The sequence below is a fragment of the Sporosarcina jeotgali genome, from assembly GCF_033304595.1.
Taxonomy (GTDB): domain Bacteria; phylum Bacillota; class Bacilli; order Bacillales_A; family Planococcaceae; genus Sporosarcina; species Sporosarcina jeotgali.
On the sequence record NZ_CP116341.1, the window covers coordinates 716,385 to 734,687 of the forward strand.

Below are 18,303 nucleotides of genomic sequence, written 5' to 3' on the forward strand. Positions count from 1 at the left end.
CCCTGATTTGACGCGGTTTATCGGATAACGAATCCGTTGATTGCGTTTTTATTTTTGTGCAAAATTGCTATGGAACGTGAAAAAAAGACGGATTTGCTGTATCTTTGTAACCAAACTTATCGAATTGCCGGAACGTGACTGTTGAATCCGGCAGAACGGGGCTGACATGAAAAAAATTGTAGTATTCAGCAATATGTATCCATCTAATGAACATCCTACGTACGGTATTTTTGTGAAAAATCAAGTGGAATTACTGAAAGACTCTGGAGTAATTGCAGATGTAAAAGCAATTGACAATCCTAAAGGAGGAAAAGTGCAATCGCTATTGAAGTATGGAAAATGGTTTGCCGGTTCCTTGCTTTATCTTATTGGCAATCAGCGTAACCTTGCGTTGACGCACGCTCATTACGCGTTTCCTACGGGTCTTCTTTCATTAATAGGAAAACGGCTGTTTAAAATTCCTTACGTTGTGACAGTACATGGCGGAGATATTGACAAGATGGCGAAAAAAAATGCCAGAATTGCTGGCCTTACACAAACCATTTTGCAGGAAGCTTCGCATGTGATTACAGTGGGAGAACGGCTGAAACAAGAGGTTGTCACAAACTTCGGTGTGCTTGAAACAAATGTAACAGTGATGAGTATGGGAGTGGACCGGACGGTATTTCACCCGCTTGTAAAAGAACAGGTACGGAGCGAACTTAACTTGCCGCAACGTGAACAAGTGATCCTCTTTATCGGAAACTTGATACGTGAAAAAGGAGTTCTGGAGTTAGTTCAGGCATTTGAGGAACTGCAGAATAAGTTACCAGGCGTTTCACTTCATTTAGTAGGTTCAGCAAAGTCAGCTGCTTTTGTGGAAGAAGTTAAACAGTACATCGCGGCACGCCAAATAGGTCGAATTCACTTCGAAGGTACAAAACCGCAGAAAGAACTTGCGAAATGGTTAGCAGCTGCAGATGTTCTTGCACTGCCGTCATACCATGAAGGGTTTGGTCTGGTTGCGCTTGAAGCGATGGCTGCGGGAACGCCCGTTGTTGCCTCTGATGTGGGGGGATTGCCTTATTTGTTAGCAGACGGTGCAGGTATTTTAGTACCAGCCCGAGAAGTGGAAGGCCTTGCAGCAGGAATTCAGCAAGCACTTACTGCTGATGAAACGAGTAACCGCGAGCGGCGGGAAGAACTCGTTCATGAACATTCGTATGAGATGATTTTAGAAAAACTATTGAAGATATATGGGGAAACAGAACGTACACGTTAAAAGGGGGATAACGAGATGACTGCCGCACAACAAATTAGAAACTGGTTTGAGCACTTTCATGCGAATCCGGAAGTAAGTTGGAAAGAAACTGAAACTACACAGGAAATCGCACGCATTCTTACTGAATTGGAAGTCCCTTTTAAAACGTTTGAAGATGTGACGGGCGCAATTGCAGAAATTGGGGAAGGGGATTCAGTCGTTGCGGTACGCGCAGATATCGATGCTTTGTGGCAAGAAATCGAAGGGGTCTTCCAGGCGAATCATTCCTGCGGGCACGACGGTCACATGGCGATGGTGCTCGGGGCACTTGCTCATTTGAAAGAAGAGAACCTCGGGAGCAGAATCCGATTCATCTTCCAGCCGGCAGAAGAAAAGGGGAATGGGTCAAATGCGATGATTGACCGCGGAGCAGTCGATGATGTGAACTGCATGTTTGGCATCCATTTGCGGCCGCAAGAGGAACTTCCGTTGGGGAAAGCATCCGCTGCGATTCGTCATGGGGCTGCTTACTTTGTAGAGGGGAAAATTACTGGTGTTGATGCACATGGAGCCCGTCCGCATCAAGGTGTTAACGCGATTGACCCGCTGCTTGCGATCGGACAGTTTTTGAAGACGTTGCAATTTTCTCCGTACGAAGCGTATTCTGTGAAATTGACGAACATCCAAGCGGGAGGGGAAAGCTTGAACATCATTCCAGGCTCTGCGAAGTTCGGTTTGGACATCCGAGCCCAGTCCAATGACGTGCTGCAGCAATTGAAAAAACGTGTCGATACAGGAATTCAGCAAATTGCTGAGCTCTATCGTACTAAAATCGATTTGGAATGGGCAGACTATACGCCGGCAGCGGAAGTATCAGATGAAGCAGCGGCGATTGCACGAGAGGGTATTTTAGAAATACTGGGAGAAGACGGTCTTGCTGAAGACGTGATCACTTCAGGCAGTGATGATTTCCATTTCTATACGATTCGCAATCCAGAGTTGAAAGCGACTATGATTGGCCTTGGTGCGGATTTAGGACCAGGCTTGCATCATCCTGCAATGACGTTCAATCGGGATGCACTCGTAACTGGCGCTGAAATTCTTGCTGAAACACTGAAACGGGCTAGTTTTAAAGCATAATAAGTTGACAAAATGACGTCGATTTATAGCTGAATAGTTAGTGATAGTTGTCATTTATATGAAGAATTGAAATATGTGTAATGAAGTGTCGTTGTTTGCAAAGTAAGAAATATAGGAGTACTATTTAGATGTTAAAACTTATCAAACACATACAAAGGAGCGGTTTAAATGGGCAGAATGCAAGATAAAGTAGCGTTTATTACAGGCGGAGCTTCAGGCATGGGCGAAATGATGGTGAACTTGTTCACAGCAGAAGGTGCAAAAGTCATCGCTGCAGACATCAACACGGATGCACTTAAAGCTAAATGGGATACAAAAGAAAACGTTGAATATCTTAAATTAAACGTAACTGACGCTGACAACTGGGAAGAAGCAATGAAGACAGCAGAAGATAAATTCGGTCAAATTGATATCCTAATCAACTGTGCGGGAATCTCTACTGAAAAAGCACCAGCAGACATTACACTTGCTGACTGGCAGCGCCTGCACGACATTAACTCGTTCGGTACTTACGCGGGTATGCGTGCAGTAGTACCTTACATGAAGAAAGCTGGCAAAGGTTCAATCGTCAACATTTCTTCTTACACAGCACTAGTTGGTATGGGCTTCAATCCATACTCCGCTTCTAAAGGTTCTGTTCGTGCGATTTCACGTGCAGCAGCAGCTGAATTCGGTAAAGACCAAGTTCGCGTAAACACAGTATTCCCTGGTGTTATCCAGACTCCAATGGTAGCAAACCTTGAGTCTTCTAAAGCAGCTCTTGAGGGTCTTATCAAAATGACTCCACTTGCTCGCCTTGGACAGCCTGAAGACGTAGGCAACGCAGTAATGTTCTTAGCTTCTGATGAAGCTTCTTACATCACTGGTGCTGAACTCGTAATCGACGGCGGTTTCTCAGCACGCTAATTGGTGAATGAATAAGAAAGGCGCCTTCTCATTATTGAGGAGGCGTCTTTTGCTTTGTATATGGGTGGTAAACGGTGTTGATTATTGCAAAGATATGCTCCCAACGCTTTGCTTTTGCTCGCAAAAGCCGTCCTGCGCTACGTCCTGCGCTACAGACGGACGCGGGCCTGCAGGATACAGGTCATGCAACCGTTGCCGCACGACGCGGCGAACTTAGGTTGTTTCCATTTGAATTCCGCAGGAGTCGCCGTCTTTCGCTTCAATCAACGGTGTGTCTGTAAATAGAATGTCATTGTTTGAACTGGGAATAAAAAGATAGTGAGAAGTAGTTAAAAACGATACTGTGTCAAAATGTTTTCCAGTTTGAGTGCAAGTCCGAGGCTTCCTTTTACTTTTAGTTTGCCCATCATGAAGGCGGTGGTGGTGTTTAACTTGCCTGCGAGTAATTTATAGAAGTCCTCGACTTTCATGGTTAACGTACAATCCGCGATGTCGGTTTCTTTTGCTGTGACGCTGGCTTGGTTGTCTGCGAACGTTAACACGTAATTCCCCGCTTCATTCCCCGATAAATTAAAACCATAACTCACATTCAATCCTTGAATCGGTGCGGAATTGTCGTTCAGCTGCCGCTCGATTTCTTCCCATGTCTGTTGAAGATCCTTTTCATGTTCAATCACCAATTTTCCAACCTCCAAAAAGTGAATAGTCATTCACTATTAGTATAGCAAACTAGTAGGGTTAAAAGAACAGATTTTACAGAAAACTTTGAAGGGAAAGTACTTCTTTTGTCGAATTATAGTTATAGATGAACAGATAGTGAAAACCATCATAAAAGCACGTTTGATACCGATAAAGACAGTAGATAGAGCCTTTTGAGGAGGTGCTTGTGCATGAACAGATCAAAGAAAGAGTTAACGGAGTTTATAGCAAGAATGCAAGAACAGCAACATCAGCTGTTTAAACAAGCGAAGCAGCTGGAGCTCACCCCGGAATCCATGAGAGATGTCCTTTATGAACTTTGTGAAAATATAGCAGGGATTATGCAGGCGGATCGTGTGAGTATCTGGTTATTCAATGATGACAAAACCACGCTTACTGAGCATCTGACATTTACAGCGAATTCCGTATCGATTCCTGTCATTCGGCAACTCGATGCAGTCCATGCGAAGCCTTATTTTGAAGCTATTGTGAATCAACGAGTGAATTCGTTTTCAGATATCGCGAAAAGTGAGGCGCTTCAATCACTTCCGGTCAATTATTTCAAGGGAAGCCCGATTACATCTTTACTGGATGCTTCTATTATTATGAGCCGGGGAATTGGCGGGATTCTTTGCTGTGAAACGGTAGAAAGACGCAACTGGTCCAAACTGGATGAAGTATTCATGGCTGCGATTGCGGATATGCTGTCATTCGTGTTCGATCGAATGAATCGATTGGAGATGGAAGACCGAGTTCATGATTTAGCCTATACGGATTTATTGACAGGCATCGACAACGAAAATGCTTTCATTGAAAAAGTGAATGATAAAATACATAAAGCTGGTAATGAACTCTATGGAGCATTTTTATATATGAAGGTGGACCAATTTACGTCGATACAAAGTGTTCTCGGTCCTGAAGGCACGAAAATCTCGTTGAAAAAAGTGGCAGATCGACTTGGTGCGTTATTTCCTAAAGGCTCAATTTTTGCCAGGATTGCATTTGATCATTTCATCATATTTACAGAACATCATAATAACAAAGAGAAAAATGGAAATGACATGGAGCATATTCTTTCAGAGATGCGAAAGCCGATTATAATTAAGAGACAAGAACTTTTTTTGACATTCAGTTATGGCGTCTCTTTTTATCCGGATCACGTAAACGATGCATACGAGGGGATTCAGGCAGCGAAAATTGCACTGGATTCTTCTCAAAAACTGGGCAATCGAAAAACTCGTGCAATCTATGACCCTCATATGTATGAGCAGTGGGAAGAGGAAATGCATTCTGAGATGAATTTCGGAAAAGGGTTAGACATGAATGAGTTTCGTCTATTTTATCAGCCGCAAGTTGAAAGCTTGACGCATAAAGTGACGGGTGTCGAGGCACTCATACGATGGCAGCATCCAGAGAAAGGACTTCTGATGCCTGGAGCGTTTATCGATATCGCAGAGACTACGGGGTTTATCACACAAATCGGTGAGTGGGCAGTGAGTCAAGCCTGCCGGCAATTGAAAAGCTGGGAACAGCAAGGACTGGGATCCTTGACGATTTCCGTCAACATCTCCCCCAGACACTTTTTGCATTATTACTTCCCCGCATTTTTAAATAGCTGCATCGAGGAATATAATATTAACCCTGCAAATCTGATCATTGAAATTACCGAAAATGTTGCTATCGAAGATTCAAAGGTCGTAGAACTGCAAATTCAAAAAGTCCAAGAAATGGGCTTTCCGATATCCATTGATGACTTTGGAACAGGGTATTCCGCGTTCATTTACTTGCAGCGTTTTTCAATTCAGGAAGTGAAAATTGATCGGCAGTTTGTTTCAAAGATTGAAACCGATGTTAAGAGCCGTGCGATTGTCCGCGCGATTTTAACGCTTGCGAAGAGCCTGCATATGCATACAGTAGCTGAAGGGGTAGAAACCATCGGGCAGTTGAAACGACTGGAAGAGCTGGGATGTTTTGAAATTCAAGGGTACTATTTCAGTAAGCCGGTTCCGATAGAAGAGTTGAACAGCTGGCTTCTCGCGTCCCCTCGATTTCCATTTTTATATCTGCCTATTGAGACTGCGTAAAATGAAAACATCCGGACTTAGAGCGAAGTCGCTTTAAGTCCGGATGTTTTTTTACATTCTGCCAATCGGCCATTTGAACGGCACAGATCCTGGTGGAGAGTGTTTAATAATGTCAATCATCGGGATGGTATAAGCGAAAGCAATTAGTGCAATCGTAATACCAATCCATACATACCAGTTTTCAAGTATTTTCGGTGTTTTTTGTGCATCTTCATCTTCAGCAGCAATCGGGAATTCTTCGACGCCTCTTGGTGCAAAAAATGCAAGCTTAATGAAGATATATGTCATCAAGAGAATACCGATGAACAGGATGGTACCGCCGATTGCTTGTGCAAGCTGGTAACCGATCCAAGTATCGACCTGTGCACCGCCAGCGTATTCAGAGTACGCAGAACGACGCGGACCGCCGAGGAGGCCTTGAATGTGCATCGCCGTTGACATGATTGTCATACCAACTGTCCAAATAATCGTTTGGATGATTCCGAGTTTGTTCAATTGCTTAGTTAAACGACGGCCCGTCAAGTGGGGCACAAGCCAGTAGGCAATCCCGAAGTATGTCAAAATAACGGTTGTTGCAATCGTTAAATGGAAGTGACCTGTAATCCAAATCGTATTGTGAACAAGTGCATTCATTTGGTGGGACGCGTTAATAATACCGCCGATACCACCCGGGATGAAGGCCGCCATACCGACAAATGGCGCGAAGAACCGTACATCGCCCCATGGCAGTTTCTTGAACCAGCCGAAGAGACTGCTGAAACCTTTTTTACGTCCTGTGATCTCGAAAGTCGCAAAAATCGAGAATGCGGTCATCAAGGAAGGGATAACAACCATCATGGTCAATACGACTTGAATGAATTTCCAAGTAGGGTCAATTCCCGGCTCTGTCAGCTGGTGGTGGAACCCGACTGGAATCGAGAACATCAAGAGCAGGATGAATGCAAGACGTGCGAGTGAATCACTGAATAGTTTTCCACCGATGATTTTCGGGATAATTGCATACCAGGCCATATAAGCAGGAAGCAGCCAGAAGTACACAAGCGGGTGACCGAAGTACCAGAACAATGTACGGCTGACGAGCACGTTGATCGTTTCCGTGTATCCGAGTGACCAAGGGATGAATTGGACAACTACTGCAATCGCAACACCAAGGGATGCGATGACCCACATGAGCATGTTAATGACAACCATAAACGCAAGAAGCGGGGATTTTTCACCTTTGTGCGCTTTTTTCCAGACATACAGCTGGCGGAAGTTTGTAAACGCGCCAACCCAGCTGCCGATAATGACAAGTGCCAGACCGATATAAAAGGCAGGGTGAGCTGCAAGCGGTGCATAGAATGTATACAAAACGTTCGCTTCACCGACTAAGATTGTAACGGCAGCCATAATCGTACCGACCAGCATCATCCAGAAGGAGACCCAGCCGGCGTTCCGCTGTTTATCCGAAATTCCGACTGTTTTCCCCATAAGGGCAAACTGGAATCCTAAAATGAAGAAAGTTGTCAATACAAGTCCAAGAATCACTCCGTGAACCGTTAAAATCGTGTAGTAGTTAATGTTGAAAGGCAACGTGAATCTGCCAGAACGGACAAACGTCTGCAGAAGCCCCATAAGGCCGCCGACGAGTAATGAAACGAACGTGACATACATGAATGACATGTAGAGCCGTGCATCTTTTTTAGGGAATAAACGAAGATTATTTTCAGTTCCATCCATATTAATACACCTCTACCTTTCCAAACATCTGGTGGTGACCGATGCCGCAATATTCGTTACAGACGATTGTGAACTCGCCTTTATTTTTCATAACCGCTTCGTACCGGCTAATGTGACCAGGTTCAACCATCATGTTGACATTCGTTCCGGCAACTTGAAATCCGTGAACAACGTCTTTGGATGTAATTGTAAAGAGAACTGTGGATCCCTGTGGCACACGAATGGTCTTTACAGCCTTTTCGTCTTTATCCACGCCGAAATCGTAGTTGAATGCAGAAGCGACGATATTGACTTTATACTTACCGTCAGCAACTTCTGTCAGACCCAGGTTTTCAGGCTTGAAAGAATCATGTGCTTCCACGTTGTTCTGGTCAATCGTTTCCAAATGACTTTGAGGGTGAGTCCCTTTCCAAAATGCTGCAAATCCTATAATTAAAAGAAAAATAACTAATGATGCCATACCAAACGTAAGCCAAACTTTCTCATACTTGTGCAGATGCATAACCTCTGCCTCCTTCTTCTCTCGTTATCTTGAAATGAAAAGCCAATAAGCGCCGAACCATGCTCCTACCATCAGTACCCCGAGGATCATTACCATAATGAAGGTTCCTTTTAAGTTCGAAGATTCTTCTGATGAAGCGACTGCGTTACTTTTTTGCTTTTTTGCCATTTCAATCACCGCCTTTAAAAGCTGTTTTGTATGCTCTGTAAGAACTACTTTCATCATATAAAATCTGAGAGATTTAAATACTAGGGAAATCCCTAATACTTTAGTACGTGAGACGTATTTCACAAATTGTTCATAGTACCACCACATTTTAGACAAAAGCAAAAGTTGGAAAAATAGAAGCTTATGAAAGAGGAGATCGGGGAATAGAGTGAGGAAAGGGCTCCTGTTGACCGTAACAGTGGCACGCTTTACAATTAATGAAGAACCCACATAGAAAGTTGGTATAAGTTTATGAAAAACATTCAAACGATTGTTGTTGAAAGTAAAGAACAAGGTGCGGAAAAGATCGTTGAACTCGTACGTGAAGAACTAGAAGCAGGCAGCTTAAACGTTCTAGGACTTGCAACAGGAAGTACAATGGAGCCTGTCTATGAAAAAATGGTGGCATCTGATCTTGATTTTACAAGTGTAACTGCGTTCAATCTTGACGAATATGTTGGGATCCCCGCAACACACAAAAACAGCTATGCGTATTACATGAACCATCTTTTATTCAACGAAAAGCCATTTAAAGAGACGCATATCGAAAACGGCATGGCAGAAAATTTAGAAGAAGAATGTGTTCGTTATGAGACGCTGTTGAAAGAAAATCCGTTGGATATCCAGTTGCTTGGAATCGGTGAGAATGGACATATCGCGTTTAACGAACCGGGTACATCACCAGAATCTGTTACGCACGTTGTCGAACTGACAGAGTCAACAATTGCGGTGAACAGCCAATACTTCACAGAAGATGAAACGATGCCTGTCACTGCGTTAACAATGGGAATTTCATCAATCATGCAAGCGAAAAAACTTATCGTTGCAGCATTCGGCGAGAAAAAACGTGCAGCACTTGAAAAACTGTTCGCGGGCGAAGTGTCAACGGAATGGCCAGTGACCTATTTGCTGGATCACCCGAATGTAGTCGTCATTACTGATTTGAAGTTGTAATAGAAGAAGATTTAGGGAAGGCTGTCCAAAAGGGCAGTCTTTTTTGTTGGGGAGTAATTTTGCAATTGGAGGATGGAAGTTGTCCATCACTGGGAATGGTTTCTCCGACATATAGGGGTATTTCTTCATCACATAATGCTATTTCTCTGTCTCGGAACAAAAATTCTCCGACACGCCGACGAATTTCTCGAACACAGGACACAATTCCAATTCGTTAACGATACGCAAGGGACTCTATGAATACAAAAATCCCCCGTACAACCTCAATTGTACGGGGGAGAATCGATAAATTATGCATTTTGCTGAGGAACACGGATGGTCCAGCGAGAGAAATCCGGTTCTTCTTTAGAAACCATTTCAATTGGATAAACAAAAGTCCATGGCTTCGTTGTATTTGCACTGACAGGAAGTGAACCGATATCGAACGAACCGCTCGCAACCACTTCACCTGTTGCGTCGATCAATTCAAGCGGCAGCTTCTCGATATTAATTTGCTTGGAGTGACCGTTGCGGATGAAGACGGATGCAGCAATGCTTCCATCTTCTTGCTTTCCAACTTGGAATCCAGCGATGTTAACTTCACGCGGTTTCAACTTTGGCAGGTTCCCGACAACTTCTTCAAGTGCTGCTTTTTGCTCAGCTGGAAGGCTTGTCTCCCAAGACTCTTCTAGTTCTAGCTTGTGAGGCACCATAGACTGAACGTTGAACGCAAGTTTCCAGTTTTCTTTAGGCGGCTCTTCGACGAAGAGATTGTCTTTAGTGAAAACGAATACCCAAGGACGTGCGCTGCGCGGAGCGATTTCCCCGAGCTCACTCAAATCGAATTGTTGAGATCCAAGAGTCTTTCCGTCTTCGTCCATTAGCATTAATTCCACTTCACCAACAGTAATCGTTTGGTCTAATGATGAACGGAAAAATGCTTTGACCAAAAATTCACCTGTTGCCGGTTCAACGTCAATATCGATTCCCGACAATGAAATTTGGTTTGGTTTCAGTGTTTCTAGTTCGTTTGCAAGAAAACGGAATACGTATTCCTGTTCTTGAGGCAATTCCCATGAAGGGTGAAGGGATAGCGCTGTTTCGATATCCTCGTCTCCAGCGGGGCCGCCTGTACCGGCCATTAGTTCTTCAGAACCGATTGTGCTGTCGCTGCCTGTTTTCTCGGTCTTTTTAAATAATGAAAGAAATTTCATGAGTTAACCTCCTCTGATTGTTGTTCTTGCTGTTCTGTTAGGATTTTCATGAACTGAATGACTTCAGATGCAATATCCCTGCGCAGTTTTTGATAATGTTTGCCGAAGAGTTCCAATCCTTCGCGCTGATAAATTCGCATTGGATCTTCTTGCCCGTAAGAGCGGAGTCCAATTCCTTCTTTCAACCGTGTCATCACTTCTAGATGCTTCACCCACATTGTATCGATATGGCTCAGCATAACTTGTGGAATAAGCTGGTTCACTTGCTCATTATCCTCAAATGATTGGATGTATGCAACCAATTCGTCAAGTGGCTCCGTATAGAACTTCACGATTTGCATTGGCTTTTCAAATGTTCGCGGCAGTTCTAGCGGATTACGAAGCAGCGAATTCATCGTTCGTTCGATGCGCTCGAAATCCCACTGATCCGGAGTTTCTCCATCTGGACAGCTGTCGAAAACAACGAACTCTGTTGTTTCTTTTAACATCGTTTGCAAAAGTCCGTTTACATCATTGCGATCTAACACGTTGTCACGCAATCCGTACAAGACGTTTCGCTGATCATTAATGACATCATCCAGCTTTAAATTGTATTCACGCATTGAGTAATGAGCACCTTCAACAATACGCTGAGTCTGTTCTGTCAGCTCATTGACATCTTTGTTAAGGACTAAGCCCGTGTCATCAGTTTCGACTTTCTTTATAAATTTCTCAATATCATCTTTCGCAAAACGTTTGAACATATCGTCTTCCAGAGATAAGAAGAACCTGGATTCACCTTTGTCTCCTTGACGACCTGAACGTCCTCGAAGCTGGTTATCGACCCGTCGGCTTTCGTGCTTTTCAGTTCCAAGCACAAACAATCCGCCAAGATCTTCAACCCCGTCACCAAGGACAATATCAGTACCGCGGCCGGCCATGTTTGTAGCGACCGTAATATGTCCTTTTTGACCTGCGTTAGAGATTAAATCGACTTCCTGCTCAACACTTTTCGCATTTAACAAGTTGTAATCAAGTTTATGTTCATCCAAATACTCGACAACTTTCTCGGATTGCAAGATTGAAGTAGTTCCGACCAGTACCGGCTGCCCGACTTTGTGGCGTTCAGCTACTTCTTTTGCCATTGCTTTGTACTTTTGGTCAATTGTTTTAAAGACAAAGTCTTCCTGGTCAATCCGCTGACGGGGACGGTTTGTAGGAATTTGAATGACTTGCATGTTGTAAACTTCCCGGAACTCTTTTTCCTGCGTTTTCGCAGTCCCTGTCATCCCGCAAAGCCGCGGATACATGCGGAAATAGTTTTGGATAGTAATCTGTGCCTGAGCTTTGTTTTCATCAGTGATTGGAAGCCCTTCTTTTGCTTCAATCGCTTGATGCAAGCCATCTGACAACGTTCGTCCATCCATGATCCGGCCTGTAAACATATCGACCAATTCAATCTTTTGGTCGCGGACGATATAGTCAACGTCCCGTTTGAAAATGACATAGGCACGAACTGCTTGAATCATATAATGGTAGAGAGTTTGGTGTTCAAGGTCATATAGGTTATCAACCCCAAATGCTTTCTCCACTTTCTCAATACCTGTTTCAGTTAACGATGTCGATTTGGTTTCGTCATCAAAGTCGAAATCCACACCTTGTTTGAAACGTTTTGCCAGCCGTGCTGCAATCATATGAAGGTCCGCATCTGCCTGCATTTTACCTGCGACAATCAACGGCGTCTTCGCTTCGTCAATCAAAACACTGTCCACTTCGTCAATAATTGCGTAATGGTACGGTCGTTGAACCTTCTGGCTAATGTGCTGCGCCATATTGTCACGCAAGTAGTCAAAGCCGAACTCGGTACCGACTCCGTATGTGATATCAGCATCGTATGCTTCTTTCTTTTCAAGACCTTGCATCATCGGCACGTTCAATCCAACGCTCAAGCCGAGGAAACGATGAATTTGTCCCATCTGATCGAAGTCACGGCGAGCCAGATAGTCATTCACTGTAATGATATGAACGCCTTTACCTTCAAGGGCGCGTACATAAGAGGGAAGGGAAGCAACAAGCGTTTTACCTTCTCCTGTCGGCATTTCTGCAATGTTACCTTCTGTCAGCACCATGCCGCCGATTAACTGTACGTCAAAATGACGCATGTGAAGGACGCGTTTTGAAGCCTCGCGCACAACCGCAAATGCTTCAGGTGTAATGGCTTGAACCGTTTCACCATTCGTGAGACGTTCTTTGAATTCAACTGTTTTTTCAGCAAGCTGTTCGTCTGTTAAGTCGACATAATTGGCTTCTAATTTATTTATACGATCAACGATTTTTCGATATTTCTTAAGCTGTCGATCACTGGTTTGGTTTGATCGTTTAAAAATGGATAGCATATAGTTAACGCTCCTTTATATTGTCCATTCAACGGACACGACTCTATTTTATCAAACAAGAGCGGAAAAGACTAGAACCGCGTGAAAGAACGTGATGGATAATAGGAGTAAGCCATGCAAATAAAGGGTATGGATAACTAATTCGTATGTGATTTCATAGAAAAATTGATTCACAGAGTGCTTTCTTTCAATGGGCATGTTATAATACGGTAGGCTTTAACTAAAATTGAGTACTACAGGGAGGAAGGACATGTTATTCCTTGCAATGGCAGCTGCGTTTGTCGGTGCCATCATACTAACTCCACTTGTCATAAAATTTGCGTTCCGTATCGGGGCGGTTGATAAACCAAATTACCGCAAAGTTCATGCTGCGGTCATGCCGCGTATTGGAGGCCTTGCGATATTTGGAGCGTTTTTAATTGGATATGCCATATTGTTGCCTAAAGATGAACACGCTGCCGGTATTTTAATCGGTGCGGTGATCATTATCGCAATTGGATTCTTCGATGATATGCTGGAAATTACAGCGAAAGCAAAAGCATTAGGACAGTTAGTTGCCGCTATCGTGGTGATGACTGTCGGACATTTGCAAATTGATTTCATTAACTTGCCATTTCTTGGCCAAATCGATTTTGGATACTTAAGTATTCCTATTACGATCCTCTGGATTGTAGGTGTAACGAATGCCATTAACTTAATTGACGGTCTTGACGGACTTGCTGCAGGTGTTTCGACAATTGCACTTATCTCCATTTCGGTCATGGCACTTATCATGGGGAATACATTCGTACTTGTTACTGCTGCAATCTTAGCGGCAAGTTCACTTGGATTCTTATTGTTCAACTTCCACCCCGCTAAAATCTTTATGGGGGATACAGGGTCCCTGTTCCTAGGGTTCATGATCTCTGTGCTGGCGCTTCTCGGATTTAAGAACGTCGCAGTTGTGTCACTCGTCATTCCGATTATTATGCTGGGTGTGCCGATTTCTGATACATTCTTCGCGATTGTTCGACGGATTCGCATGAAGCAGTCGATTACAGCACCGGATAAGTCACACTTGCACCATTGCTTGCTGCGCGCCGGATTTTCACATCGGCAAACTGTACTTGTCATTTATGGGATTGCCATTCTTTTTGGAATCGCAGCCGTATTATTCTCACAAGCGACTGTATGGGGAGCGATCCTGTTACTCTTCGTCATCTTGCTCGCGATTGAATTGTTTGTGGAAATTATCGGTCTCGCCGGTACAAATTACCGCCCAATCTTGAACTTAGTCCGCATGATCGGAAAATAATTGTAAAAGGCTGTCCCAGGGATGATACCTGGGACAGCCTTTTTTGACGAAAACAAAAAACACGAAAGGAATCAATTCCTTTCGCGTTTCCTTTATCGTATGTTAATTGGCGTCTGAACCTTCAGTTGGCGAAATAACGACACGCTTCGTACTTCCTGCATAGTTGGATAAAGCTTCATCATCCAAGTCAGGTGCTAATGAAGAAATCAAACCTAAGTGAGACTGCAGAATCAGCTTCTTCTGCTGAAGGTCCTCATCATTCAGCTTCCAATAGTAGACCCCGGTTGACCAATCGTCATCCCCCTCAAGAGTCAACGTATCGACGGATGGGATTCCGCCTTTTGCATACTCTAGGAACGACAGCATCTCTTTGTATTGCATATCGGTTTTAATGTTATCTCCAAGTGCGTCAATCACATCACCGAATTTTGTAATGGCAGCTGGTGATTTCGCCTGGTCCATCATCGCTTGAATAATCATTTGCTGGCGTTTGCCGCGCTCAATATCGTTATCGAGCTTTCGGGTTCTGGCAAGAGCAAGTGCATGACGTCCATCTAATACTTGAAGACCTGGCATTAAGTGGATTGTGCCTGCATCTGTCTCATCTTTTTCGATTCGTTCATAAGGAACTTCAACTTCGACTCCGCCCAGTGCATCTACTACATCGATGAATGCGTTGAAATTCGTTTTCAAATAGTAGTCAATTGGAATGTCCAGCATCTCTTCCACTGTTTCAATCGTTGCTTTTGTTCCGCCATATGCATTGGCGTGCGTAATTTTATCTTTATAATCGACTTCCGGAATGTACACGTAAGAATCACGAGGGATACTGAGCAGTTTGACCGTTTTCTGTTTCGGATTCAACGTAGCCACGAGCAATGCATCTGCGCGGCTGTTGCTGTCCCCCTGTTGTCGGTCATCACTGTCATCTACACCGATTAATAACACCGAAACATTGTCCTTCGCAGGTTGGATTTTGTCTTCTTTTACATCAGATCGGGGAGTTCGGTCTTTAATGGGTTCGTATGCTCTATCGGCAGCGAGCTCCGCTTTTTTATGAAGTGTGACTCCGTAGGCTGCTACTGTTAAAAAAGCCGCAATCGTCAAAACGAGTCCTATCTTCAAAACCAGTCTCGCTTTTGAAGACTTTTTCTTGGCTTTTTTATATTCTTTTCGTTTCATATTCTATCTAGCCTCCGTTAATCCGTCTCTAATGTCGAACTCCATCGTCGTGGAGTGAATGCTGTCAAATGATAGCAACGGCTATATCTGTCGAATGACCTGGTGACTTGCACAATTTTGCAATTATCAACAGTATACTATCTTTACAGAAGCGCGTACACCTTTTCAGACAGAAAACTCCAAGAACTTCTGTTCACCCTCAGTGACAGTCCCCTGGCCATTTGTTAAATCAGCAACCCATGTATGGAACGATTCGACTTCCGAAATCGGGACCAATATAAATAACGATACGTGTTCACCGTACTCGATATGCTCAAGAGGCCATGCGGATTGCCGTACTTCATTTTCCACTTTTCCAAGCGCTGTATAGTCGACTGTCACGCACATTGTGCTGTGAAGTCTTCGTTCTACGGTTCCGGCTGCTGCAACTCCTTCTGAAGTTGAACGTCCATATGCACGTATGAGGCCGCCGCCTCCGAGCTTAATCCCGCCGAAATAACGAGTGACTACAACAGTAGTATCTTTCAAACCTTGCTTTTTCAGTACTTCCAGCATTGGAAAACCAGCTGTACCTGAAGGCTCCCCATCATCATTCGCTTTTTGGATTGAATCGTGTTCTCCTATTAAATATGCAGAGCAATTATGGTTGGCTGCTGGATGCGCTGATTTTATTTCCCGGATGAAGTCTAAGGCTTCTTGTTCAGTTTCTGTTCGTTTTACGGATGTGATAAACCGGGATTTATTAATGACGATTTCTGATTCACTTTGTAATTTTACGGTCTTATAGTCCATTCTCATTGCAAGCTCTCCTTAATCTGTAATACAATTTTAATATGTTATGGGCATTAAGATGCTATACTAAATAAAGTGTATAGGGAATCCAATGTAATCGCAACAGCCTATGGATTCCGTAATGAGATTTTAGCTTGGTGGGAGTGTGAACAATGGATAAGGCGGCAATTGATATTCAAAAGCTTGAAGGGATCTTCGATAGCATGGTGAATGTAATGGATCAGTCTAAGAATGACATCTTCATGATCAGTGAGCAAAGCCGTCGAAGTTTTGAATCCATGCAACGTGAGCTCATTCTTGTGAAAGAAGATATTTCCCGGGTAATAACCGAAGGAGATCATCTTGAAGAAATGACACGTCATTCACGCAGAAGACTTGCTGATGTCTCGAAGAATTTTGTGAATTATTCGGAGCAAGAAGTGCGGAAAGCGTATGAAGTTGCAAATGACCTTCTTGTTAGACTGTCTGTGAACAGGATGGAAGAAAAGCAACTGCGTATTCAACGCGATGACTTGGACCGGCGTCTGGCGGAACTGCTGGAGACGATTGAACGAGCGGATCAGCTTGTAAATCAAGTATCCACTGTGGTCACTTACTTAACTTCAGATTTGAAGGATGTAGGCGAAGCGCTTGAAACGGCCAGACATAAGCAGGACTTTGCGATTCGGATCATTCAAGCACAAGAAGAAGAACGCAAACGAGTCTCAAGAGAAATTCACGACGGACCTGCTCAAATGATGGCCAGCGTCCTCATTCGGTCCGGACTCATTGAAAAAGTGTATGAACAAAAAGGTCCGAAGCAAGCACTTGCTGAGTTTCAGGACTTAAAAGAAATGGTACGCAGTTCATTATATGAAGTACGCCGAATTATTTATGATCTTCGCCCAATGGCGATTGACGATCTCGGTGTGGTGCCGACTTTGAAAAAATACTTATCCACTCTTATGGAGTATGAACCCGATGTCCGTATACACTTTCAGAGCATCGGAGAAGACCGCCGATTCGAGTCTAGTTTTGAAATTGCGGTGTTTCGCTTAGTTCAAGAATCTGTTAATAATGCCATTAAGCATGGAAGCAGTCGTGACGTATGGGTGAAAGTTGAATGGCTGCGTGAAACAATGAATGCAATTGTAAAAGATAACGGATCAGGATTCGATCAAAATGAAGTAAAAGAAAAATCATTTGGGATTATTGGGATGAAAGAGCGCATCGACTTGTTGAAAGGCGATTTTAAAATCACTTCAGAAGTTGGTAAAGGGACAAGCGTGTTCTTTAAAATCCCATTTAATCCCGATAGTATGGGCAAATAGATGCTTTGGAGGGAACGAACATGACAACAATCATGATAGTAGATGATCATCAATTATTCCGCGAAGGAGTCAAGCGTATTCTTGCGTTTGAAGATACGTTTGAAATTGTAGCAGAAGGCGATGACGGCAGCGAAGTATTTACTTTATATGAAGAGAATAATCCTGACGTAGTTCTCATGGATATCAATATGCCCCGCATGAATGGGATTGAAGCGACTGAGCAGCTGATGACCAAATATCCAGATGCGAAAGTCATTGTATTGTCCATTCATGACGATGAGTCATACGTTTCCCAGGCACTGAAAACAGGTGCACTTGGATACATGCTGAAAGAAATGGATGCGGATGCGATTGTCCAGGCAATTAAAGTCGTAGCTGCTGGCGGATCTTACTTACATCCTAAAGTTACTCATAATCTGGTGACAGAATATCGCCGATTAAGCGAACGGGAATATAAAGGATCATTCCATCAGCACGAAATTCGCCGTCCGCTGCATTTGTTGACGAAGCGCGAGTGTGAAGTATTGCAATTGCTGACGGATGGCCAAAGTAACCGGGCAATTGGAGAAACATTATTCATCTCAGAAAAGACTGTAAAGAATCACGTTTCAAGCATCCTTCAAAAGATGAGCGTGAACGACCGGACACAAGCGGTTGTGACAGCGATTAAAAATGGCTGGGTTGAAGTGAAGTAATGCAGCATTTA

The 18,303-nt window shown here is 43.6% G+C and carries 16 protein-coding genes; 8 read left to right on the plus strand and 8 right to left on the minus strand.

What is annotated here, in order from left to right:
* The first annotated feature begins 166 nt into the window (after nucleotides 1-166).
* The 3 genes from PGH26_RS03240 (at nucleotide 167) to PGH26_RS03250 (ending at nucleotide 3,286) form a co-directional block, all read left to right on the plus strand.
* Nucleotides 167-1,261, plus strand: coding sequence for a glycosyltransferase (locus PGH26_RS03240; RefSeq protein WP_323692598.1), 1,095 nt, complete (start codon nucleotides 167-169; stop codon nucleotides 1,259-1,261).
* 15 nt (nucleotides 1,262-1,276) lie between these two features.
* Nucleotides 1,277-2,380: an amidohydrolase gene (locus PGH26_RS03245; protein ID WP_323692599.1), complete on the plus strand. Its 1,104-nt coding sequence runs from the start codon at nucleotides 1,277-1,279 to the stop codon at nucleotides 2,378-2,380.
* 168 nt (nucleotides 2,381-2,548) lie between these two features.
* Complete coding sequence (locus tag PGH26_RS03250; protein WP_323692600.1) at nucleotides 2,549-3,286, plus strand: SDR family NAD(P)-dependent oxidoreductase; 738 nt, start codon at nucleotides 2,549-2,551, stop codon at nucleotides 3,284-3,286.
* A 329-nt stretch (nucleotides 3,287-3,615) separates the two neighbouring features.
* Here PGH26_RS03250 and PGH26_RS03255 read toward each other — a convergent pair whose 3' ends face one another.
* Nucleotides 3,616-3,963: an SCP2 sterol-binding domain-containing protein gene (locus PGH26_RS03255; protein ID WP_323693456.1), complete on the minus strand. Its 348-nt coding sequence runs from the start codon at nucleotides 3,961-3,963 to the stop codon at nucleotides 3,616-3,618.
* Between the two features lie 213 nt (nucleotides 3,964-4,176).
* On the opposite strand from PGH26_RS03255, the gene PGH26_RS03260 reads away from it, so the two are divergent.
* Nucleotides 4,177-6,069, plus strand: coding sequence for a sensor domain-containing phosphodiesterase (locus PGH26_RS03260; protein WP_323692601.1), 1,893 nt, complete (start codon nucleotides 4,177-4,179; stop codon nucleotides 6,067-6,069).
* 51 nt (nucleotides 6,070-6,120) lie between these two features.
* On the opposite strand, the gene PGH26_RS03265 is transcribed toward PGH26_RS03260, so the two are convergent.
* From PGH26_RS03265 to PGH26_RS03275, 3 genes are read right to left on the minus strand one after another with little or no spacing between them, the layout of a single operon-like run.
* Complete coding sequence (locus PGH26_RS03265) at nucleotides 6,121-7,788, minus strand: b(o/a)3-type cytochrome-c oxidase subunit 1 (RefSeq protein ID WP_323692602.1); 1,668 nt, start codon at nucleotides 7,786-7,788, stop codon at nucleotides 6,121-6,123.
* 1 nt (nucleotide 7,789) lies between these two features.
* Nucleotides 7,790-8,290: a cytochrome c oxidase subunit II gene (locus tag PGH26_RS03270; protein WP_116017866.1), complete on the minus strand. Its 501-nt coding sequence runs from the start codon at nucleotides 8,288-8,290 to the stop codon at nucleotides 7,790-7,792.
* 24 nt (nucleotides 8,291-8,314) lie between these two features.
* On the minus strand, nucleotides 8,315-8,458 hold the full coding sequence (locus tag PGH26_RS03275) for a cytochrome c oxidase subunit 2A (protein ID WP_323692603.1): 144 nt from the start codon (nucleotides 8,456-8,458) through the stop codon (nucleotides 8,315-8,317).
* Nucleotides 8,459-8,758: 300 nt separating this feature from the next.
* On the opposite strand from PGH26_RS03275, the gene PGH26_RS03280 reads away from it, so the two are divergent.
* Nucleotides 8,759-9,451, plus strand: coding sequence for a glucosamine-6-phosphate deaminase (locus PGH26_RS03280; protein WP_323693457.1), 693 nt, complete (start codon nucleotides 8,759-8,761; stop codon nucleotides 9,449-9,451).
* A 290-nt stretch (nucleotides 9,452-9,741) separates the two neighbouring features.
* Here the strand turns inward: PGH26_RS03280 and PGH26_RS03285 are convergent, their stop codons facing one another.
* Both PGH26_RS03285 and secA2 read right to left on the minus strand, forming a co-directional pair.
* Nucleotides 9,742-10,644 (minus strand): accessory Sec system S-layer assembly protein, encoded by a 903-nt coding sequence (locus PGH26_RS03285; RefSeq protein ID WP_323692604.1) that lies wholly within the window; start codon nucleotides 10,642-10,644, stop codon nucleotides 9,742-9,744.
* Nucleotides 10,641-13,019, minus strand: coding sequence for an accessory Sec system translocase SecA2 (gene secA2 / locus PGH26_RS03290; protein ID WP_323692605.1), 2,379 nt, complete (start codon nucleotides 13,017-13,019; stop codon nucleotides 10,641-10,643). The genes PGH26_RS03285 and secA2 overlap by 4 nt, the downstream gene beginning before the upstream one ends.
* A 250-nt stretch (nucleotides 13,020-13,269) precedes the next feature.
* Here secA2 and PGH26_RS03295 point away from each other — a divergent pair, with 250 nt between their 5' ends.
* Nucleotides 13,270-14,313: a glycosyltransferase family 4 protein gene (locus PGH26_RS03295; RefSeq protein WP_323692606.1), complete on the plus strand. Its 1,044-nt coding sequence runs from the start codon at nucleotides 13,270-13,272 to the stop codon at nucleotides 14,311-14,313.
* A 102-nt stretch (nucleotides 14,314-14,415) separates the two neighbouring features.
* Here PGH26_RS03295 and PGH26_RS03300 read toward each other — a convergent pair whose 3' ends face one another.
* A complete protein-coding gene (locus tag PGH26_RS03300; RefSeq protein WP_323692607.1) occupies nucleotides 14,416-15,495 on the minus strand; it encodes an LCP family protein in 1,080 nt (359 codons plus the stop codon).
* Between the two features lie 165 nt (nucleotides 15,496-15,660).
* Nucleotides 15,661-16,293 (minus strand): YigZ family protein, encoded by a 633-nt coding sequence (locus tag PGH26_RS03305; RefSeq protein WP_323692608.1) that lies wholly within the window; start codon nucleotides 16,291-16,293, stop codon nucleotides 15,661-15,663.
* Between the two features lie 146 nt (nucleotides 16,294-16,439).
* Here PGH26_RS03305 and PGH26_RS03310 point away from each other — a divergent pair, with 146 nt between their 5' ends.
* Both PGH26_RS03310 and PGH26_RS03315 read left to right on the plus strand, forming a co-directional pair.
* Nucleotides 16,440-17,597, plus strand: a complete 1,158-nt coding sequence (locus tag PGH26_RS03310) for a sensor histidine kinase (RefSeq protein WP_323692609.1) — start codon at nucleotides 16,440-16,442, stop codon at nucleotides 17,595-17,597.
* 20 nt (nucleotides 17,598-17,617) lie between these two features.
* Complete coding sequence (locus PGH26_RS03315) at nucleotides 17,618-18,292, plus strand: response regulator transcription factor (RefSeq protein ID WP_323692610.1); 675 nt, start codon at nucleotides 17,618-17,620, stop codon at nucleotides 18,290-18,292.
* The last annotated feature ends 11 nt before the right edge of the window (nucleotides 18,293-18,303 follow it).